The sequence below is a fragment of the Anaerostipes stercorihominis genome, from assembly GCF_057535655.1.
On sequence record NZ_BAAJCL010000005.1, the window covers coordinates 66,778 to 89,430 of the forward strand.

Annotated in this window: 28 protein-coding genes and 1 pseudogene; 3 read left to right on the top strand and 26 right to left on the bottom strand. The window is 41.3% G+C overall.

The annotated features are described in order from the left end of the window. Positions 1-69: 69 nt before the first annotated feature. From AC27EF_RS07065 to thiM, 23 genes and pseudogenes are all read right to left on the bottom strand, one after another. Entirely contained in the window at positions 70-462 is a 393-nt protein-coding gene (locus AC27EF_RS07065) for a DMT family transporter (RefSeq protein ID WP_487109905.1), read from the bottom strand. A 10-nt stretch (positions 463-472) separates the two neighbouring features. Beyond that, a complete protein-coding gene (rsfS, locus tag AC27EF_RS07070; protein WP_487109906.1) occupies positions 473-835 on the bottom strand; it encodes a ribosome silencing factor in 363 nt (120 codons plus the stop codon). Between the two features lie 4 nt (positions 836-839). Then, positions 840-1,436 carry a bis(5'-nucleosyl)-tetraphosphatase (symmetrical) YqeK gene (yqeK, locus tag AC27EF_RS07075; RefSeq protein ID WP_487109907.1) on the bottom strand — a complete coding sequence of 199 codons (597 nt, stop codon included), beginning with the start codon at positions 1,434-1,436 and terminating at the stop codon, positions 840-842. Further along, the gene (nadD, locus tag AC27EF_RS07080) at positions 1,396-2,019 is read right to left on the bottom strand and encodes a nicotinate-nucleotide adenylyltransferase (protein WP_487109908.1); all 624 of its coding nucleotides are present in this window, start codon (positions 2,017-2,019) and stop codon (positions 1,396-1,398) included. Before nadD ends, yqeK begins: the two co-directional genes overlap by 41 nt. 15 nt (positions 2,020-2,034) lie before the next feature. Further along, on the bottom strand, positions 2,035-2,334 hold the full coding sequence (yhbY, locus tag AC27EF_RS07085) for a ribosome assembly RNA-binding protein YhbY (protein ID WP_487109910.1): 300 nt from the start codon (positions 2,332-2,334) through the stop codon (positions 2,035-2,037). 10 nt (positions 2,335-2,344) lie between these two features. Next, a complete protein-coding gene (gene obgE, locus AC27EF_RS07090) occupies positions 2,345-3,628 on the bottom strand; it encodes a GTPase ObgE (protein WP_487109911.1) in 1,284 nt (427 codons plus the stop codon). A 191-nt stretch (positions 3,629-3,819) separates the two neighbouring features. Next, positions 3,820-4,101: a 50S ribosomal protein L27 gene (gene rpmA, locus AC27EF_RS07095; RefSeq protein WP_487109913.1), complete on the bottom strand. Its 282-nt coding sequence runs from the start codon at positions 4,099-4,101 to the stop codon at positions 3,820-3,822. 5 nt (positions 4,102-4,106) lie between these two features. Next, positions 4,107-4,433, bottom strand: coding sequence for a ribosomal-processing cysteine protease Prp (locus tag AC27EF_RS07100; protein WP_487109915.1), 327 nt, complete (start codon positions 4,431-4,433; stop codon positions 4,107-4,109). A 17-nt stretch (positions 4,434-4,450) separates the two neighbouring features. After that, positions 4,451-4,759 carry a 50S ribosomal protein L21 gene (gene rplU / locus AC27EF_RS07105; RefSeq protein ID WP_487109917.1) on the bottom strand — a complete coding sequence of 103 codons (309 nt, stop codon included), beginning with the start codon at positions 4,757-4,759 and terminating at the stop codon, positions 4,451-4,453. Positions 4,760-4,842: 83 nt separating this feature from the next. Then, positions 4,843-5,988, bottom strand: a complete 1,146-nt coding sequence (locus AC27EF_RS07110; protein ID WP_487109919.1) for a ribonuclease E/G — start codon at positions 5,986-5,988, stop codon at positions 4,843-4,845. Further along, positions 5,989-7,170 carry an enoyl-ACP reductase FabV gene (fabV, locus tag AC27EF_RS07115; protein ID WP_487109920.1) on the bottom strand — a complete coding sequence of 394 codons (1,182 nt, stop codon included), beginning with the start codon at positions 7,168-7,170 and terminating at the stop codon, positions 5,989-5,991. A 102-nt stretch (positions 7,171-7,272) separates the two neighbouring features. Further along, positions 7,273-7,593, bottom strand: coding sequence for an aldo/keto reductase (locus AC27EF_RS07120; protein ID WP_487109922.1), 321 nt, complete (start codon positions 7,591-7,593; stop codon positions 7,273-7,275). 19 nt (positions 7,594-7,612) lie between these two features. After that, positions 7,613-7,924 carry a hypothetical protein gene (locus AC27EF_RS07125; RefSeq protein ID WP_487109924.1) on the bottom strand — a complete coding sequence of 104 codons (312 nt, stop codon included), beginning with the start codon at positions 7,922-7,924 and terminating at the stop codon, positions 7,613-7,615. Positions 7,925-7,988: 64 nt separating this feature from the next. Then, positions 7,989-8,112, bottom strand: a pseudogene (locus tag AC27EF_RS07130) (LysR family transcriptional regulator); the annotation flags it as partial. 203 nt (positions 8,113-8,315) lie between these two features. Beyond that, positions 8,316-8,777, bottom strand: a complete 462-nt coding sequence (locus AC27EF_RS07135; protein WP_487109925.1) for a C40 family peptidase — start codon at positions 8,775-8,777, stop codon at positions 8,316-8,318. Positions 8,778-8,880: 103 nt separating this feature from the next. After that, positions 8,881-10,950, bottom strand: a complete 2,070-nt coding sequence (locus AC27EF_RS07140; protein ID WP_487109927.1) for a transglutaminase domain-containing protein — start codon at positions 10,948-10,950, stop codon at positions 8,881-8,883. After that, positions 10,947-11,888, bottom strand: a complete 942-nt coding sequence (locus AC27EF_RS07145) for a DUF58 domain-containing protein (RefSeq protein WP_487109929.1) — start codon at positions 11,886-11,888, stop codon at positions 10,947-10,949. Before AC27EF_RS07145 ends, AC27EF_RS07140 begins: the two co-directional genes overlap by 4 nt. A 2-nt stretch (positions 11,889-11,890) precedes the next feature. Beyond that, complete coding sequence (locus AC27EF_RS07150) at positions 11,891-12,847, bottom strand: AAA family ATPase (RefSeq protein ID WP_487109931.1); 957 nt, start codon at positions 12,845-12,847, stop codon at positions 11,891-11,893. A 4-nt stretch (positions 12,848-12,851) separates the two neighbouring features. Continuing rightward, positions 12,852-14,333 carry a Na+/H+ antiporter NhaC family protein gene (locus tag AC27EF_RS07155; RefSeq protein WP_487109933.1) on the bottom strand — a complete coding sequence of 494 codons (1,482 nt, stop codon included), beginning with the start codon at positions 14,331-14,333 and terminating at the stop codon, positions 12,852-12,854. 13 nt (positions 14,334-14,346) lie between these two features. Beyond that, positions 14,347-16,626: a hydratase gene (locus AC27EF_RS07160; RefSeq protein ID WP_487109935.1), complete on the bottom strand. Its 2,280-nt coding sequence runs from the start codon at positions 16,624-16,626 to the stop codon at positions 14,347-14,349. Between the two features lie 130 nt (positions 16,627-16,756). Continuing rightward, positions 16,757-17,719 carry a phospho-N-acetylmuramoyl-pentapeptide-transferase gene (locus AC27EF_RS07165; RefSeq protein WP_487109937.1) on the bottom strand — a complete coding sequence of 321 codons (963 nt, stop codon included), beginning with the start codon at positions 17,717-17,719 and terminating at the stop codon, positions 16,757-16,759. A gap of 92 nt (positions 17,720-17,811) precedes the next feature. Then, a complete protein-coding gene (thiE, locus tag AC27EF_RS07170) occupies positions 17,812-18,456 on the bottom strand; it encodes a thiamine phosphate synthase (RefSeq protein ID WP_487109938.1) in 645 nt (214 codons plus the stop codon). After that, entirely contained in the window at positions 18,443-19,267 is an 825-nt protein-coding gene (thiM, locus tag AC27EF_RS07175) for a hydroxyethylthiazole kinase (protein ID WP_487109940.1), read from the bottom strand. The genes thiE and thiM overlap by 14 nt, the downstream gene beginning before the upstream one ends. Positions 19,268-19,417: 150 nt before the next feature. Here thiM and AC27EF_RS07180 point away from each other — a divergent pair, with 150 nt between their 5' ends. Further along, complete coding sequence (locus tag AC27EF_RS07180) at positions 19,418-19,633, top strand: chorion class high-cysteine HCB protein 13 (protein ID WP_487109941.1); 216 nt, start codon at positions 19,418-19,420, stop codon at positions 19,631-19,633. 198 nt (positions 19,634-19,831) lie between these two features. Here AC27EF_RS07180 and AC27EF_RS07185 read toward each other — a convergent pair whose 3' ends face one another. Beyond that, positions 19,832-20,017 carry a hypothetical protein gene (locus AC27EF_RS07185; RefSeq protein ID WP_487109943.1) on the bottom strand — a complete coding sequence of 62 codons (186 nt, stop codon included), beginning with the start codon at positions 20,015-20,017 and terminating at the stop codon, positions 19,832-19,834. 59 nt (positions 20,018-20,076) lie between these two features. On the opposite strand from AC27EF_RS07185, the gene AC27EF_RS07190 reads away from it, so the two are divergent. Beyond that, positions 20,077-20,556: a hypothetical protein gene (locus AC27EF_RS07190; protein WP_487109945.1), complete on the top strand. Its 480-nt coding sequence runs from the start codon at positions 20,077-20,079 to the stop codon at positions 20,554-20,556. 10 nt (positions 20,557-20,566) lie between these two features. Next, the gene (locus tag AC27EF_RS07195) at positions 20,567-20,830 is read left to right on the top strand and encodes a hypothetical protein (RefSeq protein WP_487109947.1); all 264 of its coding nucleotides are present in this window, start codon (positions 20,567-20,569) and stop codon (positions 20,828-20,830) included. Between the two features lie 102 nt (positions 20,831-20,932). Here AC27EF_RS07195 and AC27EF_RS07200 read toward each other — a convergent pair whose 3' ends face one another. Together AC27EF_RS07200 and AC27EF_RS07205 are read right to left on the bottom strand one after the other, a co-directional pair. Next, complete coding sequence (locus AC27EF_RS07200; RefSeq protein ID WP_487109949.1) at positions 20,933-21,910, bottom strand: L-lactate dehydrogenase; 978 nt, start codon at positions 21,908-21,910, stop codon at positions 20,933-20,935. A 28-nt stretch (positions 21,911-21,938) separates the two neighbouring features. Continuing rightward, positions 21,939-22,652, bottom strand: coding sequence for an acyl-[acyl-carrier-protein] thioesterase (locus AC27EF_RS07205; protein WP_487110019.1), 714 nt, complete (start codon positions 22,650-22,652; stop codon positions 21,939-21,941). Position 22,653: the final 1 nt, after the last annotated feature.

Here is a 22,653-nt window from a genome sequence, read left to right on the forward strand (position 1 = left end):
ACGTGCAAAAATCATGGATAAAACAATCCATGATTTTTTCGCTTTTTCTCTGTAATTTTTATAAAAATTCTAATGAACATTTCCAAATAGATTTAGAATTACACTTCCAATTACAATCAGTACAATTCCCAACACACCGACCGGAGACATATGTTCTTTTAATACGAACACAGAAATGCATGTTGTCACAACAATTCCGACTCTGAACCATGTCGCATAGGCAGTCCCGAGATTCAATTTGGGAATCGCTTTTGCCAAGCACGCAAAACAAATGGTATAGAGAACAATACAGCCCATGGTAGGATAAAGTTTTGTGAAGCCTTCCATATATTTTAACAAACTGGTCGCAATCAACTCCAATAGAATCGCTCCTATTAAAAAATATAAGACATTTTTACTTTTTTCTCCCCATTTTCTTTCAATCCCGTCTGTACAATCGTTTTTACAACGTATGGCAACCATACATGTGCATCTATAAATTCAAATTCAATTCCCCCAGAGAAATTTCTTTTCCGTCTCTCCAAATTCTCTCTAAATCATAGAACAGACGATTTTCTTTATCAAAAATATGAATGATAATATCAGAAAAATCCAGAAGCACCCAATTTCCCTGTCGGTATCCTTCCATCTGCTTCATTTCATACCCTGCCTTAAACAGTTCTTCCTGAACATTATCCACCATTGCCTGAACCTGATTTTTATTCGTGCCATCCGCAATTATAAAATAATCCGCAACCACTGAAATTCCACGAATATCAATTACTTTCACATCTTCTGCCAATTTGTCGTCCAATGCTTTATATGCGATTTTTACCATTTTTAATGATTGTTCCATAATTTCACCATCCTTTTGTCTCATGCCTTGTTTTCATCTCATAATACTGACAGGTCTCTTCTGTTCCCTGATCTATTTTCTGTCCGCATTGTTTCAAATATGCGATTGTCCGGGTCAAGATTTTATAAGTACATTTCTCAAGATCACAGAACGCAAGTTTCCGAATCTCAGATAACCCTGGAATCATCTTACGGTTGGGCTCAATATAATCTGCAATAAATACAATCTGTTCCAAAAGCGACATCGCCATTCTCCCTGTCGTGTGGTATCTCACTGCACTGAGAATTTCTGAGTCATGTTCTCCATATTCACTCTTCGCAAGAAAAGGAGCCAGTGCCGAGTGCATCAGCTGGGGGCTGTCCGTCAGAGCCCCTTCCAGGCAAAGACCATACTTCCGGCATAAATCCCTTTGTTCCTCCAGCGAAAATCCTTTTGCACAATCATGCAGCAGACCGGCGCGATATGCCTTTTCCAGATCTTCGTCAAAAACCATTGCCATAGAAGCTGCCGTATAGGCGACTCCCAGAGTATGCCGGTAACGTTCCGGTTTCAAAATTTTTTTAAGCTTCTTCTCTATTTCCATTACCTTCATATAAATCATTTCTTTCTATATATTCGATTACCTGTTCCGGCAGGAAGAAATGAAGGCTCTGCCCTGCCTTTCTTCGCTTTCTCAGCTGATGGGATGAAATTTCAATGCTTGGGCTATTTAAATGATAAATTTTTCCATTATATTTATCCTCCAAATAGTCAATCTGTGCATCCAGAGCACTTCTGGAATCATTGCGCGTGGCAACTAAGATATCCGCCATAGATAAAATCTGATCCGGATCCTTCCATGTTTCAATCTGATATAAGGAATCCGCTCCCATAATAAAATAATATTTACTGTCATGATTTTTCTGCGTTAATTCCCGCAGCGTATCCACTGTATAAGTAGTCCCCGCTCTCCTTAATTCTAAATCACTGAATGTAAAATACGGAAAATCCGAAATCGCAAGATTTATCATATCAATTCGATTCTGCTCCGTAACTTTTCCGGAAATTGTTTTATATGCCGGATTCTTTGTCGGCATCACAAGAACCTGATCCAAAGCAAACTCTTCTTTGGCAGATTGTCCGAGAATCAGATGCCCAAAATGAATGGGATTAAAGGTTCCTCCGAGAATTCCTATCTTTTTCATTTCATCTCCCAGTTCTTATTTTTCAGCCTTTGGCAATTCAATTTTTCGATTCTGCTTTGATTCTTTGTATAGCACAATCTTTTTCCCAATCACCTGAACTACCTGTGATCTTGTGCGCTCTGCAAGTATCTGCGCCAAATCTTTCGGATCATCCATACAATTTTGAAGAACTCCTACTTTTACCAGCTCTCTGGCTTCCAAAGCATCTCTTACACCATCCACCAATTCCGGTGAAATACTTCCTTTTCCGATATTAAAAATCGGATTGATATTCATAGCAAGACTTTTTAAATACGCCCTTTGTTTACTTGTCATGGTTTCCTCCCTATTTGTAATAATCAAACTCCAAATCATAGAGACGCACCGTATCGCCTTCTTCGATTCCCAGTTCTACCAGCTGTTCAATGACACCATTTTCTTTCATAAATTTTTGGAAGAAATCAAATCCCCGTTCCGATTCCAAATTGGTATATCCAAGCATCCTTTCTACTTTCGGTCCTTCAATCGTATATACCCCTTCCTCCGGATGTCCGACGATAATTCCACCTTCTTCTTCTCCAAAGTTTAATTCGTATTCCTGTTCAAATTCTGTAGCGCCCTTTGGCAGCGTTTCCAATAATCCCTGCACATGCCACAAGAGTTCTTTCACGCCCTCTCCGCTGACTGCAGAAATTGGAAAGATTTGAATTCCTTCTGGTTCAAACTCCTCTTTCAAAAGATCTATAACTATTTCCCGATCTTCCGGTGCCATTGCATCCATCTTATTGGCCGCAATGACCTGAGGGCGTTCCAAAATTTCTTCATTGTATTTTTTCAGCTCATCCATAATTGCATGAATGTCGGCAATAGGATCTCGTCCTTCCACAGAGGCTCCGTCTACCATATGAATCATGACCTTTGTTCGCTCAATATGGCGCAAAAACTCAAATCCAAGCCCAACACCTTCTGACGCCCCTTCAATAATCCCCGGAATATCAGCAATGACAAATCCTTTTTGACCGTCCATATCAACCACACCCAAATTGGGATTCAAGGTGGTAAAATGATAATTGGCAATCTTCGGATTTGCATTGGTAACTCTTGACAAGAATGTAGATTTCCCCACATTCGGAAAACCTACCAGCCCTACGTCCGCAATCACTTTCAATTCCAGCGTAACCTCGATCTCCTGTGCTTTTCCGCCCGGCTGAGCATATTTGGGAGCCTGCATTGTGGGAGTTGCATAATGTTGATTTCCTTTTCCTCCACGTCCGCCTTTTAAGAGAACAACCGGCTCCTTTTTATTTGACATATCCAGAATTACTTTTCCTGATTCCTTCTCTTTTACCACAGTCCCTGCCGGAACCTTTAAAATAATGTCAGCGCCGTCTGCTCCGTGACATCTTCTTCTGCCGCCTTCCTGACCATCCCCGGCTTTGAATTTTCGTTTATGGCGATAATCGGATAACGTATTGATTCCTTCATCTACAACAAAAATAACATCGCCGCCGCGTCCGCCGTCACCGCCGTCCGGTCCGCCATTCGGCACATACAGCTCTCTTCGGAAACTAACATGGCCATCGCCGCCTTTTCCGGATCTGAGAATAATATTAGCTCTATCTGCAAACATTCCTTTATCCTTTCTTCTTCAGGAAAATTTTTTATATCAAAACAAAGCGAACAAGTCCACTGAATTGCTGCATCCCTCAATTTTACTTCTGGGATCTGCTTCGCTTTAACTCTAATTATATAAAAACGGCTCCAAATATGAATTTGAAGCCGCGATTGCTGAATCTCTGCGGATCTGTACTACCTTTGCAATTACGCAACCGGATGTACAGAACACTGTTTTTTATCTCTACCTTTTCTCTCGAAACGAACAATACCATCTGCCAGTGCAAATAAAGTATCGTCCCCGCCGCGTCCAACATTAACGCCAGGATGAATCTTTGTTCCTCTCTGTCTGTAAAGAATATTTCCAGCTTTTACAAACTGTCCGTCAGCTCTTTTCGCACCTAATCTCTTAGATTCTGAGTCTCTACCGTTTTTTGTAGAACCCATTCCCTTTTTATGAGCGAAAAATTGAAGGTTCATTTTCATCATTTTAGTCACACCTCCTTAAAGATTACATCTAAATACTGTTCCTGCTCCTTCTCAATGGAAGTCAGACCAAGAATCAGTGATCTTAATAACAAACTTCCTTCCAAAGAAAGTTCTTCCGTAAATACTACGTTAATTTCTGCTGTCTCCTGGTTCACCTCGATCTGATACTGATCTTCTGTCAGTTCATCCAGTGAGTTCACAAAATTTATAACCAAGGCGGATACTGCAGCACAGACAAGATCTTGTCCTTCTTCGCCATATCCGGCATGGTCTCGCGAATCAAACCCCTGAAAAGTTCCATCTCCGCGCTGATAGAATGTTATCTTTGTCATCACTCTATCCTCAGATCCTATCCAACGATACGATCAATTTTAACCTGCGTAAATAACTGTCTATGACCGTTCTTTTTATGGTATCCAGTTTTTCTCTTATATTTGTAAACAATGACTTTTTTTCCTTTGCCTTCGCTTACAACAGAAGCTTCAACTTTCGCTCCATCAACGGCAGGTGTTCCAACTTTTACAGTATCTCCGCCAACTAAAAGCACATCGTCAAATGTAACTTTTGCTCCGACTTCAGCGTCAAGTTTCTCTACTTTGATCACATCGCCTTCACTTACTTTATACTGTTTTCCACCTGTTGCGATAATTGCGTACATCACGGCACCTCCTATTATCAATCTCGCCAGCTTCGGTGATTTCCATACTTAAACCTCGCTGTGCGGCATACCTTGTTATGATATCAGGATTCATTCAAGATGTCAAGATTTATTTGTTGAAAAATTGGATTTCTTTGCTTTTTTCTCGTAATTTCCATAAGTCCCAGCTTTGTAATATCCACTGCCACAGCTTTCTTAGAATCCTGATTGAGATATTCCTGCATTCTGTGAAGAAGTTCTTGCTGATCTGCCTCAGACTGCATATCAATAAAGTCAACCATAATAATTCCCGATAAATTCCGAAGCCGAATCTGTCTGGCAATTTCTTTTGCAGCCTCCAAATTGATCTTGCGGATATGTTCTTCCTTCCCGTCTTTTCCGATGGATTTTCCGGTATTTACATCAATCACTGCCATCGCTTCTGTTTGTTCAATATATAAAAACCCGCCTGACTTCATATAAACTTTTCGGCTTAAAGCCTCTCTTAAATAATGACGAATCCGATAACGCCGTTCAATATCTCCGGATTCGCTGTTAAGACACTGCACGGTATAACCTTCCTCATGCAAGGTTTCTGCAAGCGCCTGCTGATCCGTCACCACAGCTACAGCATCTTCTGCCCCAAAGCCAAATAACAAATGATCCGAAAGCCTTCGGTTATTTTCTAAAAGCTGCCCCGGTGACCGATATTCTTTCTTTGCAAGAATTTGATGATACTTCTCCGAGAGTTCCTGTGCTTCTCTTTCGACCTCTTCTCTCGATGCACGAGCTGCACTGGTTCTTAAGATAAAGCCATATTCCTCCGTAGTCAAAGGCTGTGCCATAGATTTTAATTTTTCCCGCTTTTGCCTTTCTCGAATTTTATTTGAAATCCCCACTGCAGTTTTATCTGATGTCAGTACCAAATATTTTCCTGACAACTCCAGCCGATCAGAAAGCATCGGCTTTTTTTCTTTGGTTGCCTCTCTTTTGATCTGAACGACAACCTCATCCCCTGCTTTTAAATTTCTATGTCGCATTGGAAGAAACCCAATCTGTTTGTCATGAAATTCAACAAACGCACCTTTAATATTTTTTACAATATTTTTAACAACCCCAAGGTAAATATCTCCAACCTGACAGTCTTCCTCTGGAGAAATGCATTGGAATTCTACTGGTTTTCCAAAAGACATATAGGTACTCACTAGAAAACCCTCAATTTTTGTAATAATAATTTCTGTATCTGTCATTTAATCTTCCACGCTGGAAATCGGCACAATCGGATTTACATCTGCATCATAGTCAATTCCTTCTTCTTCAAATCCAAACATTTGATAAAAATCTTTCCAATATCCGTCAAGATCTGCCAATTGCTTTACATTTTCAGAACAAATTTCTTCCCAACGCTGTTTTACTTCATCCTGAACATCCCTGCGAAGTTCCCAGTCATCCAGACGAATCCATCCGTTTTCGTCCACCTCGGTATCCGCCATTAATTTCTTTTCTTGAAACAATCGCTCGATCTGCTGAATGCATCCTTCGTGAAGCCCCTTCTCCTTCATTACCTGATAGAGAAGCGACATGTAAAGCGGAACAATAGGAATTGCGGCGCTCGCCTGAGTTACCAGCCCTTTGTTGACTGAAATTAAGGCACGCACATTCCACTCTTTTTGAATTTCATCCGCTGCAGCATGAAGATGTTTTTTTGCAGCTCCAATGGTTCCTTCAAAATAAATTGGATAGGTAAGCTCTGAACCAATATAAGAATATGCAACAGTCACTGCATCGTCGGACAACACATCTGCTGCTTTCAGCGCCTGAATCCAAAGCTTCCAGTCCTCTCCGCCCATGACTTTTACCGTATCATGCACTTCTTCCTCAGTAGCAGCTGGAATACTTTTCTCTTCAATGGTCTGATCTTTCAGATTTAAATTTTTATTTGTAAAAATATCTCCCGTCGTTTTCAATACGGAGCGATAGGTTACTCCATCCGGAGCAGTTCTTCTTGGGGCAGCGAGACTATACACTACCAAATCCACCTTCCCGAAATCTTTCCGAATGGTCTCAATGGTTTGATTCTTAATTTCCTCTGAAAAAGCATCTCCGTTGATCGTCTTTGCATATAAGCCTTCTTCCCGAGCAAAGTCCTCAAATGCTGCTGTATTATACCATCCGGGACTCGCCGTTTTTTTTCCATTGGACGGACGTTCAAACATGATGCCCAGTGTCTTTGCCTGACCTCCGAAGGCTGCCACAATCCGAGAGGCAAGCCCATAACCGGTAGAGCATCCAATCACAAGCACATTTTTTGCATTTCCGGGAATTGACCCTTTTTCTTTGACATAGGCTATCTGATCTGCAACATTTTTCCTGCATCCCTGCGGGTGTGCTGTTAAACACAGAAAATCTTTCACTCTTGGACTTATCTTCATTATTTTCTCCTTTTATTCTCTTAACATACTCTTTTTTAAAATTATAATATGTTAAGTTTCCCTATGTCAAGTTATGTCCCAAAGGAGAGTTTTGTGCCGATACTAAAATGGCTGCTCTTCAAATCTACGTATAAAACAAAAAACGACTTTATTTTTTTCATCCAAAAGCATAACATTCTGTTTTGGATTTTTATCAATCGCTCCCACAATCGGACGCGGCTTGTAAAGCTCTTCCAGATAATTTAGATCTTCCTGTGTAAGCTTTACATTCAATGCTCCAGCCCCATCATCAAAATATCGAGCTTTTGCAGAACCTAAAATCGGAGCTGTCACTCCTTTTGCCCACTGCCACGCAAGAGAAATTTGAGAGATCTTGCATTGATATTTTTCAGCCAGATCCCGTACTCTTTTTACAATCAGCAAATACTGCTGCTCCATGGAATCATATTTGCCGGCAGCAACCTGATCCGTTCTTCCTCTGCGGGAATTTGATTTCCACTGGGGGGGGGCTTGCTAAATGTCCTGCCGCCCGACTGTTATTTAATTCAAACACCGTTCTTTTGCCGTTGGATTCTATTTGAATTCTCATCTTCTTCCTCCGATCTTTTTTCGTCTTTTCCATGGACTCTTTTTTATTCTTTGTTTCCTGATGATCTGCTTTGTTTTTTTCATCCGACTCCTGATTTTGACAGCCTGACAAAATGACAGCCACCCCAAATACTCCCAGCAATAAAATTCTTTTGAACCGACTCATAGCCTTTTCAGCATTTCTCAAAAATTCTATAAAACATTTCATCAACGGCGATAAAAACTGATGCCTCTTCCATCTGCACTAGTTGTCTGGATAAAATTAGCTGAGTAATTGTAAAGCAATGCCGCCGCTTTTGTTATATTTTCTTCTCTTGCCACCATCAGATAATATTCCAGTACCCGAAGTTCCATATTCATCTACCCTCCTCATCAGTTTTTTCTCTACGTATCCCGCAGGGTAATAACGACTTACCTTGATCATGTAATCACCGGAAGTGCCAAAAGGCACATTCCGGGATTGTAAGCGATCACCAGGATCTCGGGCAGGCCCGGACTTTGGCTCATCGCTGTCATAAAAAAAGAAGCATTTCCCTCTTGAAATGCTTCCGAATTTTTTATTTTACAATTCTCCGAATCGTAATAATTTTACGATATTTCGCGTTATTGGAAATTTTAATTCCGCCTCTTGGATACGGGGCTGAATTACTTGCATGAACAATTTTATTGTTTCCCATATAAATAGCCACATGACCACTGTAGCAAATTAAATCTCCTGCTTTTGCTTTTTTCAGATTTTTTACTTTTTTTCCATACCTTCTCTGAGCTCTGGAAGAATGTGGAAGTCTCTTTCCAAATCTCTTATATACGCCCATTGTAAAACCTGAACAATCTGCTCCTCTTGTGAGACTTGTTCCGCCGTAACGATACTTATTACCTACAAACTTCTTTGCATATCTTACAACTTTCTGTCCTTTGCCTGCCGCCTGAACTTCTGATGTTTTTGTATGTACCGTCATTGTAAATGCTGCTCCTGCTACCAACATACATACGAATAGTCTTACAATTACCTGTTTCATAATGTCTCCTGTTAATTATCAATTCTATTATTTATTTCATTTCTATCTTTGATCTTTTAACATTCTACACCACAAATACATATTTGTCAATAATTATTTAAAATTATTTCATTCTGTTTAATATTTTTGTAACATTTTTGTTTTTTCTCCTTAACACGTCTAAACGCCTTTTCACCAGATTCACCTCCCGATCCTCCAGATCAAAAGAACTATATTCCGCTTTTCTAATAATTTCAAATGCAATTCGATCAGCAGTTTCCTTATTTTTCGGAGAATTCTCCCAGTTGCTGTCATATTTCTTTATAAGTGTTTTATAGTATAAAACTTTTTCTCGATTATTCCAAAGTTTCCATTGTTGTTTTTTTCGTAACATTTTTATAATATAGACCGCACATCCAACCATTCCTGCTCCCGCAAGAAGAAACACAAAATTTCTTACATTTGTTACAACATTTTCCCGATTCTGTTTTAAATTCTGTTTCTTTTCCATTCTCTGAACTTTTTTGTATCCCTGAAGTCCGGATGTCTCACCGGATACATCCACCGGGACCCACCCCACGTTTTTTACATATACTTCTGCCCATGCATGTGCGTCGTAATCTGTTGCCTGAGCCACTCCTTCCTCCCACTGACTGCTTTGAATCTTATATCCCTCCACATACCTTGCCGGAACTCCCGCTTCGCGAAACAGAAAAACTGCAGCTGATGCGAATTGTGTACAAAACCCCTTTTTTTGTTCTTCCAAAAAATATAATACCGGGTCCTTTCCCTCCGGAGTCAGTCCCGGACGATATGTATAAGAATATTGCGTCTTGAAATATCGAATGATTCCTGAGGAAATTTCTGCAAGAGATGCCCCGTTCTTTCGTTTCGGACCCTTTTTTTCGAGGAAATGTTTGATGTCTTTTGGCACTTGTAAATACCGCTCCTCAATGTACGACTGATATTCCTCCATTGCCCGAAAATAATTTTCCTCTAAAGGCGTCTCCTGCTGTCCCAAAAGCAGTTTTTCCGATACCAATCCATCAAGTTTTAGCATTTTCTGTACATTGTTCATTGGATAATAATGAACCTGAACATCCAAACTCTGTCCATTTCTCACAAGATTGGTATCCCCGGCTGCAACTCCTTCGACTCCATTTATTTCCGAAAAATACGGCATTAAAAGATTTTGATCCTGCTTTTTCTGATAATGAATTGACAGATCCTGATCATTCAAAAACCACCGCTTCTTCGGTGTTACCAACTCGTCCAGCCGAAGATCCGGAAATAAAAACGGAAGATCCAACGCGGCTTCCCCTCCATAAATCAAAGGTTCTTCTTTTGATGCTTTCCAAATTCCATTCTTATAATTTCCGCTGGTATAACCTTTTAAATAAAGAGTTCCTTTCTCCTGGGCATAAACTTGAAACAGCTTTGTACCGGACGGAGAAACTTGCCCCACTCTTCCAATCTCGCCATTTCCAATTCCACCCGCCGCACTGTATTCTTCTCCCTGTGTGATTTGCCGCACCTGTATCAATGCTTCTCTTTTGATCCATGTATCCTCTGGCGTCTGTATTTGGTCATAAAAATATAAAGGGATTGCCGCCAGCAAAAAAAATGCCGCCAAGCTGAAGCCGAAATACATTTTTTTCTTTCTCAGTCCGAAATATGCCATCCAGGCTCCTAAAAAAGCAAAAAAAGCAGAAGAAATCCCATACGGGGCAAGTATCAAAACCGCACATTCAAATATTCCGGTTACCAAAAACAAAAGAAGTGGTTTATACCGAAGGAGGCCAAGCAAAATCCCTGCTGCAAAAAAGAAAAATAAAATCGCCAGAACGCTGTCTCTCCGGCTATGTTCAAAATTCACTGACACATAATAATAAAAACCCAAGTCCATACTCTGGTTAATTGCATCTGCCATCTTATTGCTTATGACTCGAAATCCATTCATCAGTTCTGTTTTCCCTGCCAGCCAAAAGATCGCGCAGATGATTCCATACCCCACAAACGTCCACTTGGTCCAATCCATCAAAATACAGCTGCTCAAAAGAATCGCAGCGCTTATGAATACCAAAACCACGTGGTACTGGCGAATCTGGAATCCAGCAAAAATACTCTGAATTACAGATGCAAAAATCAGTGCCAGCATCAGATATTCTATTACTTTCTTCTTAACGCCTATCATTCTATCTCCATATCATATAAATAATCTTCCATTGCCTGTTTTCCATCTCCGATATCAATCTTTAATGCCTCCGGATGGCTCTTTGATACCGGATATTTCAGATCTTCCTGAAATATTTTTGTAAACAGCTCTTCATACTGTTCCATATGTGATAATTGAAAACAGCTGTTTCCAAAATAAATTTTCTGTGAAATTCCTTCATCCAGCAAAAATCCCGAAACAGAATAAAACGCCGAAAAATAGCTGGAAATATCCTTTTCTTTCAATCCCGATATCTCAACACATATTTCTGTCGGATTCCAATCTTCCTCCTCCTTGCGAACAAGAAGATCTCCTTTTCCGGCATACAGTTTCCAATGAATCCTGGAAATTCTATCCCCTTCCCGGTACGGTCGGATTCCATCGTATTCAAATCCCTGTTCACACAGCTTTTGTTCTGTCAGTTTTTTACTCATTGTCTCCATGGAAAATCTCTTGGGCATAACAAGAATCTGAACTTCCTTTTGCATCTCTTTTTTTTGCTGATAGAGTCCGGTTAAATCCTTCCAACGAAGCGTTGTAACCCGTATTCGGTATCCGTCACACAGCTTCATGTTCTTTACAAAGACAACCTCCGGTTCTTGCTTTCCGAACGCAAACCGCATTGTCTTTCTCTTCTTTTTCCCTCGAAGCATAGATTCCACCGTGTAATCCAGTTCAAAAGATCTGGAATTCATAAATTGTACGCCGGAAACCTTAAAATACAGCCGAATTGCTTCTCCTTCCGTAATGATTTGCTCCTCAGTTTCCATCATCATATCTACCTGGTCCTTTTCTTTTCTGCAGCAATAAACAGAAAACAAAAGAATAAGAAATAAGGATGCCGAAAGGCATCCTCCAATCCAATTCCCGTAAATGACCCAATAAACAATTCCCAGTACAATAACAAAAAAATACATATCTAACCTTTCTGATTTCCCTTCGGCAGCGGAACGGTTCTCAAAATTCCTCTCAGAATTTCTTTTCTGTTTTTTTTCTGAATTCGCGCTTCCTTGCTTTTGATCACGCGATGTCCGATTGTAGCCAAAAACACTTCTTTTACATCTTCAGGAATAACGTAATTGCGATTGGAGAGATAGGCATTGGCCTTTGCCATCTGCAAAAGCGCGATCGTCCCTCTCGGACTGATGCCAAGCTCCAAATCCTTGGCAGTTCTTGTTCGATTTGCAATCTCTACAATGTACCTTAAAATATCCTCATGAACAAAAATTGTTTCTACTTCTTGGCGGATCGTCAGAAGCTCTTCCATGGAAATCTGTTCCCGAATCTCATCAATCGTGACATTAACACTGCCCTGCCGCAGCATTGCCACCTCACTTTCCCGATCAGGATACCCCAGAGAGATTTGAATCATAAAACGATCCAGCTGAGATTCCGGAAGAGAATGTGTTCCGATCGACCCCAGAGGATTCTGTGTTGCAATTACAATATAAGGCTTCGGAAGCTCTCTGGTTTCACCATCCACTGTGATTTTCCCCTCTTCCATCGCTTCCAGAAGCGCCGCCTGAGTCTTCGGTGATGTCCGGTTTATCTCATCTGCCAGCAAAAGATTGGTCATTGCCGCGCCTTTTTGATACTCAAACCTTCCTGTCTCCTGCCGGTAAACAGAAAATCCCGCAATATCTGTCGGCATAACATCCGGCGTAAATTGAATTCTTTGGTACTCTAAGCCCAGAACCCGGGAAAACGCCAACGCAAGGGTTGTCTTTCCTACACCGGGAATATCTTCAATCAAAATATGACCTCCGGCAAGAATGGCTGTCATCACCTGACGAATCGTCAAATCTTTCCCAAGAATTACTCTGCGAATTTCTCTCATTGCCATTTCTGATTTTTTACACATCAAAAGCTCTTCCATTCTATCATCTCCGCTTTTCTAATACTACAATCACTGTCATCGCTGCCGCAAGCACAACAGCTGCTGTCAGAAGTCCCAAATATCCATTGGAGGTCAGGCCTGCCGCAATATAACCTGCACTTGCACAGGCTGCTACAATCATTGCATATGGCATCTGCGTTGCAACATGGTCAATATGTCTGCACTGTGCTCCCGCAGAAGAAAGAATCGTTGTATCTGAAATCGGAGATATATGGTCACCGCAGACTGCACCTGCCAGAATTGCACCGACACAGACAGACATCATCATATAATCTCCACTTAAAACCGTTACAGAAATAGGAATCAGAATTCCGAACGTCCCCCATGAAGTTCCCGTAGCAAAAGCAAGGCCCAAAGAGATCACAAAGAATAAGATCGGCATCACAATCACTGCCATCGTACTTCCTCCCACTGCATCCCTTACGAAGCCCTGAATATTTAAATATTCCTCACCGCAAATTCCGGAGAGGGACCATGCAAGGCACAAAATCATAATTGCGGATGTCATCGCCTTAAATCCCTGTGCAAAACTTCCGCAAAAATCAACAAACGCAAGAATCTTTCTTGGAATATACAATAGAAACGTAAAAATCAAAGTCAGAAAAGACCCCAGCACCAGACTTCTTGCACTGGAACAATTTGCAAATGCCTCTGCAATCCCTGCACCGTTAAAAAAACCTCCTGTATAAAGCATAAAGCCAATGCAGGAAACAATCAAAAAGAAAATCGGCAAAATCAAATCTTTGACCTGCCCATGCCCTACGATCGGCACGTCCTCATGATCCTGTTCTTTTTGCTCTGCCAAAAACGTTTCTTTTTCATATTGCCTCATCTTTGAAAAATCAATATTTGTTATAATCAAAAAAGTCAAAAACACAAGAGTCAGAAGCGCGTAATAATTAAATGGAATTGCATTTAAAAACAGTGTAAATCCGTCAATATTGCTTCCTGCCGGAAGGGATGATCCCACAGCTGCTGCCCAACTGGAAATTGGCGCAATAATGCAGACCGGAGCTGCGGTGGCGTCAATTACATATGCAAGCTTTGCTCTTGTAACTTTATATTTGTCTGTCACAGGGCGCATGACAGTTCCGACGGTCAGACAATTGAAATAATCATCCACGAAAATAACAACTCCCAAACATACCGTTGCAAATAATGCCTGACGCTTTGTCCGGATCGCCTGAGCCGCCCATTTGCCGTATGCCCTGGAGGCTCCTGATTTTGTAATCAGAGCCACCAGGATTCCCAAAAGAACTAAAAATATTAAAATATCACAATTTCCTCCGATCTTCTCTCCCATAATCTCAAAAATCGTATCCATAGCTTTGATCGGGTGAAATCCATGGAACATCAGTGCACCTGATACAATTCCAACCATCAGTGACAGATAAACCTCCTTGGTTATCAATGCTAAAACAATGGCAATCACCGGCGGAAGAATTGCCCAAAATGTACCTGTCATTTGTGTTTACTCCTTAATCTCTATAATAGTTTATCAAACATCCTTTGAGAATAATCTCTCTCTCATCATCTGTCAAATCGCCTAAAATCAGGGTGATAGGACGCATATCTTCATTGACAACGTATGCCGGAATTTCATGCAGCTTGTCCTCCACTGCCTTTTTCACATCCGGGATAAAAATATAATCTAAATTCTTAAACGGAAGCTCTCCTTTTCCAATTGTAAACGGAAGCATTCCCCAGTTAATTAAATTTGAACGATACCTCTTTGTCGCATACTCGTTGGCAATATTGGCCCATCCTCCAAGCACTTTCTGACAGGATGCCGCCTGCTCACGCGCAGAGCCATCACCCGGCTTCACTGCAAAAATTGTACTTCCAATGCCTAAATTGCCTTCTCCAGTCTGAGGATATTGTTCTCTGACGGTTTCTAAAATATCTTTCACCTCTGGCAAAACTTCCATCGGACACACACCGGATTCGATCGCTTTCTGCGCTTTTTGAACTTCTTTTGCAAGTCCGACATATGCCGGATCTTTTCTTGAAAGAGTAAATTCAGCCAATCCCAGTGGATTAGAACGATAAGAAGAAGTTTCTCCAGACGGAATTAATTCGTCTGTGGTTGTGACTGGATCATGAATTTCGGATACTACCTTAAGCAGCATATTTTCCGGAAGCGCAGACATCTCCGGCCAGTCTTTGATATTTGGTCCAAATTGAAGTTCTACGGATGAATCCGCAACCCCTTTGCTATCAAAAACACGATTTTCGTAAATGGACTTATCAAAATGATACTTCGGAACAAAATCACTGGCTTCCACATCTGTTGCCGGGGTCAAATAACCTTTCCTTGCCGCTGTTGCCGCAATAGAGCGGGCATCCATTAATGCCACGGAAGAAATCTGTCCGCTCTGAAGCTTGGATCCCTCACGGTTCGGGAAATTTCTTGTAGAGTGACGAATACTAAACGCATGGTTAGCAGGAGTATCCCCGGCGCCAAAACACGGACCGCAGAAGGCTGTTTTCACAATGGCTCCGGTCGCCATAAGATCTGCCACCGCTCCATTCTTCACAAGCTCCATATAAATCGGCGTACTTGCCGGATATACACTTAGGGTAAATTCATCTGCTCCGATGCTTGCGCCTTTTAAGATATTCGCCGCCTCGCAAATATTTTCATAACCTCCTCCGGCGCATCCGGCAATAATTCCCTGATCTACATACAATTTTCCATTGCGCACTTTATCTTTTAGCGAATAGTCAACCGCACCATCAAGGCTGACCAGGGCGCGCTTCTCAACATCCGCAAGAATGTCCTCTAAATTCTCATTTACTTCTTCGATGGTATAGGTATTGCTTGGGTGGAACGGCATCGCAATCATCGGTTTGATCTGATCTAAATCCACCTCCACAATTCCATCATAATATGTAACCGCTCCGGGATTTAATTCTTGATACTCTTCCACTCGTCCATGAATCTCATAAAATTCTTTGATGGCGTCGTCGGTCCTCCAAATAGAAGACAGACAGGTTGTCTCTGTGGTCATGACATCCACACCGATCCGAAAATCTGCACTTAAATTAGAAACTCCCGGTCCTACAAATTCCATTACCTTATTATTTACGTAGCCTTTTTCAAAAACTGCACCGATAATCGCCAACGCTACATCCTGAGGTCCGACACCTTTTGCCGGTTTTCCTTTCAGATAAATTCCCACAACTTCCGGCATGTTAATGTCATAGGTTCTGTTAAGAAGCTGTTTTACAAGCTCCGGACCGCCTTCTCCCATTGCCATCGTTCCCAGTGCGCCGTAACGCGTATGGCTGTCAGAACCAAGAATCATCTTTCCGCCGCCCGCCAGCATCTCTCTGGCAAACTGGTGAATCACTGCCTGATGCGGAGGTACGTACACTCCCCCATATTTCTTAGCCGCAGTTAGCCCAAACATATGGTCGTCTTCATTGATGGTTCCGCCCACCGCACATAGACTATTATGGCAGTTAGTCAGCACATAAGGCACCGGAAACTTTTCAATTCCTGATGCTCTGGCTGTTTGTATAATTCCTACAAATGTAATATCATGGGACGTTAATTTATCAAATTTAATTTGAAGTTTCTCCATATTCCCAGATGTATTATGTTCCTTTAAAATTCCATAAGCAATGGTATTTTTTGCTGCTTCTTCTTTTGTCGCAATTTCTCCGACCAACGTATGAAGCTGTTCTTTTTCAGATTCTTTGATCAAGGTTGTGCCGTTGACAAGATATGCACCTTCTGAAAATAACTGAATCATGTCTCTGTCCTCCTGCAATACTTTTTCTAGTAATTATATCATAATCTATGACTTTAGAAAAGAAAAAAAGACAGACTTCAATATCCGTGGATCTTAAATCCCTTCACTGAAATCTGTCTTTTCCATTTTTCTAAATCAGCAATAAATATACCGCGGCAATGGAAATTACGATCTGAATAATCGCAAACCGAAAAACTGTCTGTGTATTGGACCAGCCAATCTTCTTTCTCACATGATCATGCAGCGGCATTGTTGTATTTTTGAAAATGTGAATTTTCAAAAACCGCAGCAATGCTACCTTGATTAACCCCAGACCTCCGTCAGCAATCAGCACAAATGCCGCTGGCAAAAACAGAAAAGGACTTCCCGTCTTCAGCACCGCAATCGCAATGAAAATTCCCATCGCACGAGATCCTGCATCCCCCATCATCAGACGGCTCGGCGTTGCATTATACCACAGGTATCCTAAAATACAGACAACAAACAGTAAAATGACGTAAGAAAAGTTTTCTCCGCTTGTCTTCACCTGATCAATAACGTAAATCGTCATTAACGTAATGATGGTTAAAGTTCCGGAAAGTCCGTCCACACCATCGGAACAATTAGTCACATTGATTGCGGCCCAGACAAGGATGATAGTTAAAATAAAAAACAGGACCGGATGAATATTTATTTTAATTCCAAGGGTTGCAATCTCAATCCGAGTCGAATTAAAATGCATATAATTCACTGCAGCAACTGCTGCAACCAAAAAGTCTAAGATTCCTTTTTTATATTCTCCCCATGGTTCCTCTGCCGCATCATCCATGAATCCTGTCAGCATTTCCACAAATACAAGAATCAGATAAATTACCATTTCTACGGATAATTCTCCAAACAAAAACGCAGCGGCAGTAAAAACTGAAATAAAAATAATTCCTGCGCCCCTTGGCTTTCCTGCCGAAAGTTTTCCATTATGTGCAAACTCCCGTCCGATATCCTTTGGCAGATAATCATGCAGCACCGAAGTGAGAATACATGTAAATGCAAATGCAAAAATGACACCAAGAAACGCCGTCATCGGCAATACTCCGCCGGCAATGAAATTCATCATTGGTATTTTCCTCCTAATTATCTTTTGACTCTCTCATACCGTTTTCTAGTATAACACGGTTTCAAAATAATGCAATTCTAATTTTGAAGCTCCTATTTCGATGCTGTCATTTCTTTGGAACGCTTCAACAGTTCTTTCGATGCTTCTTTCACGTCTTCCGCGCCAAAAATTGCTGAAACAACCGCAACTCCATCCACATGAGTTCCTTTCAGATCTTTGATATTCTCCTGATGAATTCCGCCAATGGCAACCACTGGAATGGATACCGCATCGCAAATCTTTTGGATTTCTTCATAGGAAACTATCGTGGCATCTGATTTTGTTGCCGTACGGCAAACTGCTCCGACTCCAAGATAATCTGCACCTTTCTGCTGTGCAGTCCTGGCTTCTTCCACCGTATGAGCCGATACTCCGATGATCTTCTCCTCTCCAATCATTCTGCGCGCTTCCTCCACCGGAAGATCATCCTGACCAAGATGCACTCCATCGGCATCCGATAACTTTGCGATTTCCAAATTATCATTAATAACAAACGGAACTTGATATTGACTCGCCAAGGCTTTCATTTCTCTTGCTTCCTCCAGAAATTCTTCTTCTGATAGTTCTTTTTCTCTTAACTGAAGGAACGTAATTCCACCTTTTAACGCTTCTTCCACCTGTTCCACCAATGTCTGTTTTCCTGTCCATGCCCTATCTGTCACAGCATATAACTGCATCGCCTCTTTATTTACTTTCAATTTTACTTCCTCTTTTCATCCATTCTGCATTCAAACAACTCATTGCATCAATCAGAGACATCCTCATAGATGAGGTTCCCTTAGATTTTTGTTTTGCATACTCGCCACATAGTCCCATTGCGGCAACTGCCGTTACAGCTGCCTCTAAAATTTGCTCTGGATTCGATCCGATAAAACTTGCAATTACCCCATCCAGCATACATCCGGTTCCTGTAATCCGCGACATTGCCGGGTCCCCATTATAAACCGCATAGGAACGCTTTGAGTCAACAATTAGATCAATGGCTCCGGTGATCACAATCACAGCACCCGTTTTTTCCGAAAACATTTTTGCCATACTCAAAACATCATCCATGTGTTCTTCCGTTATTGTATCTGCTTCATCTGCATCTACCCCCATTGTGGTTGCACTCTCTGCGCACAGCGTTTTCATTTCAGAAGCGTTTCCCCGAATCACCGAAAATCGAACCTCCTGAAGCAGCTTTTTTGCAGTCTTTGTACGAAATTCAGATGCTCCGACTCCCACCGGATCAAACACCACCGGATGGCCTAACCGATTGGCCTTTTTCCCCGCAAGAATCATAGATTGAATCGTTCTGTGGTTTAATGTTCCTATATTTAAAACCAGCGATGTGCAGATACTCGTAATTTCTTCCACCTCTTCTTCATCATCTGCCATAATCGGTGAGCCTCCGGATGCCAAAATTATATTGGCAACATCATTCACCGTCACATAATTGGTAATACAGTGAACCATTGACGGAAAGGCATGTACTTTTTTTAAAATTTCTTCACAATTTATTTCCTGCATTTTTCTACCTTCTTTCTTCTTTAACGAATTATACCACAAACCGCAGAAAAATGAAAAAATATCTTTTTTCTAAATTTTTTTACGTTGGGATTCACATCTTTTCCATCATCGAATATTATACACTGTAAAGAAAATTTAGGAGGGTTTAACATGAGCGATTTAGCTGCAACAAGCTGCGGAAATTCTTGTGGTTCATCATTATTTGGAGGAAACAACTGTCTGATTCTTTTAGTACTTCTCTGCTGCTGCGGAGGAGGAGACGGATTTGGCTGCGGAAACGGATGTGAGAGTCTGATCTGGCTCATCATCCTGTTTAGCTGCTGTGGAAATGGCGGATTCGGCGGTGGAAACGGATGCGGATGTTAATCATCTGAATTTACAATGTTCCTCAGGTGTCATAGATTTTTCTATGGCACCTTTTTGCAATAGCAATAAACCAAAGTCCGGGCTTGCCCGAAACCTTGATGATCGCTTACAATCCCGGAATGTGCCTTCTGGCACTTCCGGTGATTATGATAGAAAAAACGATTGTTGTTTACTGTTTTCCGTTATTTGTCAAACATCTTATTTCAAAATACATAAAATGCACACAGCCCAAAGCAATGAACTGTTTCCACAAAACTCCTGTGCTTTATAACCATCCTTCATTGTTTTCTGCATCTCTTGTTTCTTCTGCTGTTCTTTCATGCGCAAGCACTCTGCGTCAATCTCATAAACCGTATTTTCCTCTTCCACAAAAATTTCATTCATATTTTGTTTCACCTCCTAATACTATAGGATATGAGAATAAATCCAAAGGTTGTGACAAAATGGAACAAAATCATAATTCATGGGAAAACTTTTTTCGCGATGACTCTTCCAACATGTTAGAAGATGCTCTTCCGTATCTCCCTCCTGTTTTAAAAAAAACTGCTGCAATGTATATTAAACTGACAGAGCTCACTAAAATTGCCAAAGATTTTGACAATGAGCAGACATTGTCTGCCTGCGGTCTGGATCAGGACCATGCGTCCATGGAAATGCTCTTAAATGCCATGAAACTTCGAGCTCCAAAAGAAACAGCCTCGCAAATTGATCAGATTCTTCAGATGACACAAATGATGAAGCTCTATCAAAATTATCAAAACTTCGTTAACTCCAACCCTGAAGCAGTATCATCTATGCCGTCCGGTACAGAAAATGATACTTTTTCAAAACTCATGCCTCTCTTTATGTCGCAAAATCAAAAGACAGCCTCTGCACCAAATTCTGACTTTATGAATCAGCTAAATCAAATTTTAAATAAATAAAGGAGTTCTTATGGATCAAACCTGGAAAAATCATCCCGGATTAACCTCCATCAATCCAAAAAAATTAGAAATTATGGAATTATTAGTGAGCCAATGTCAGGGAAAGTCTTTAGAAACGATTCTTCCCGATCTGATGGCGGCTTCCAGCCGATTATCAGAACAAGGGCTTAGTTTTACAAATGAGGAAACTTCCATCATCATAGACGCTTTAAAAGATGGCATGAGCTCCGAAGAACAACAGAGAGTCGATATGCTCCGGGGTATGATCATGTAACTTTGTACTATGAAGTCATAAGATGGCGCCACACTGCTTTCAGTATGGCGCCACTGATCCAAATTGCTCTTTTCCAAATCAAACATGCTCTGACACACCATCTTATCGGTCAGATACATTTTGCTCGATACAGTATAATTCTTCTGCCCGTTCCAAATATCCCCGAATCACATGACAGGAAGATATAAATTCTTCCATTTCCTCTTTTTCCAACTCGATTTGGAGGATCTCTTCTATTCCCTGTTCTCCTACCACCGCCGGAACTCCTGCCGCAACCTTATTTTGTCCGTACTCTCCTTCTAAATGTACAGATAAAGGAAATACCCTTTTTTCATCGAAAAAGATACTTTTTACAATTTCACTCAATGCAATTCCGATTCCGAATTCCGTGCTTTTTTTTCCCTCAATTACCGTCATTCCTGCTTCCCGAACTTCTTGCTGCAATTGCAAAAGAGTTATGTCTCCCAACGTCTCCGGATGTTCCTTCTGCAATGAATCAAAGGATGTTCCTCCGATCCGCACATGAGACAACGGCACCATCTGAGAATCTCCGTGCTCTCCCATGCAAAAAGCCTCAATCGAACGTCTGCTGTATCCGGTTTTTTCTTCTAAAATGCGCTTTATACGCAGGCTGTCTAAGCTGGTTCCGGTACTAAAGCATCTGGATCGATCCAATCCAAGTTTTTTCCGGAGCAGTTCTCCGACCACATCCGCCGGATTTGTAATACTAATCAGAATTCCCTGAAAATTTGTATTTTGAATTTTGGGAATAATATCCATAAGACGCTTTACAGAATCTTCAAACATATCCAGTCTCGTCTCACCCGGTCGGCGGCTTCTGCCAACGGCATTCACCAAAATTGCAGCATCTTTAAGATCTTCGTATGTCCCGGCACGCACAATCGTTTTCGCAGAAAGATATCCTCCCATATCGTCCAAATCCAATGCCTGACTTGTCGCCTTTTGATGGTCCTGATCAATCAAAACAATTTCTTTCGCTAATCCCTGAAACATCAGGCTCAGTGCGCAGTGGCTTCCCACATGTCCGGCTCCTAAAATTACAATCTTACGTTTTTTCATGGGCTCTTCCTTTCCGTCTCGTACTCTGTTATCTGTTTTTTTCCTCTATTTCCACTATCGCATAGGGCTTCTTCTCTTTGCTGCACAGGGCTATCACCCTCCGTCCTTCCTCTCTGGCAGCTCTCGGATATAAAACCTCTCCTTCTTTTGCCTGACACTGATATTCTACCCGAACCTGACCAATCTCGATTCCATCGGGAAGTTCATCCAATGCAGCTTTCACATACTGACTATTATTGACATGAGTATTGCTGTCAATCCACCCCTTTTTCACTCGAATAGGTTCCCGTTCCTCCCAAATTTTAGGGAGTCTGATTTTTCTGGGACGATACTCCATAAGAAGCGGTTCCTCCTGATGATATCGCAAAATTTCTTCTTCTCCCGGCTTTGATGGCCTTCCTGAACTTGTATCCAGATACACCCAAATGGAATTGGCATATGCAAGCCGCTCGCCATCTTCTGCATCCATAATAAAATTTCTGGTGCCATGAAATCTCTGAAACCCTGAAGCCCATGTACCTACTGTCACTGACTCACCTTCCTGAGGCAACCGCTCTATTACGATCTGCCAGGCATTGAGCATCCACGCCCTTTTCTTCGACGCCAAATATTCCACTCCCAGTCCCAGTTCCTCTGACTGAAATACACTGCAATCCTGAAAATAATCTACCAGATGCGCAATTGCTAATTGTCCTCTTTGATTTGTCTCGCTGTATCGAATTCTGCTTTCAAACGTATACATT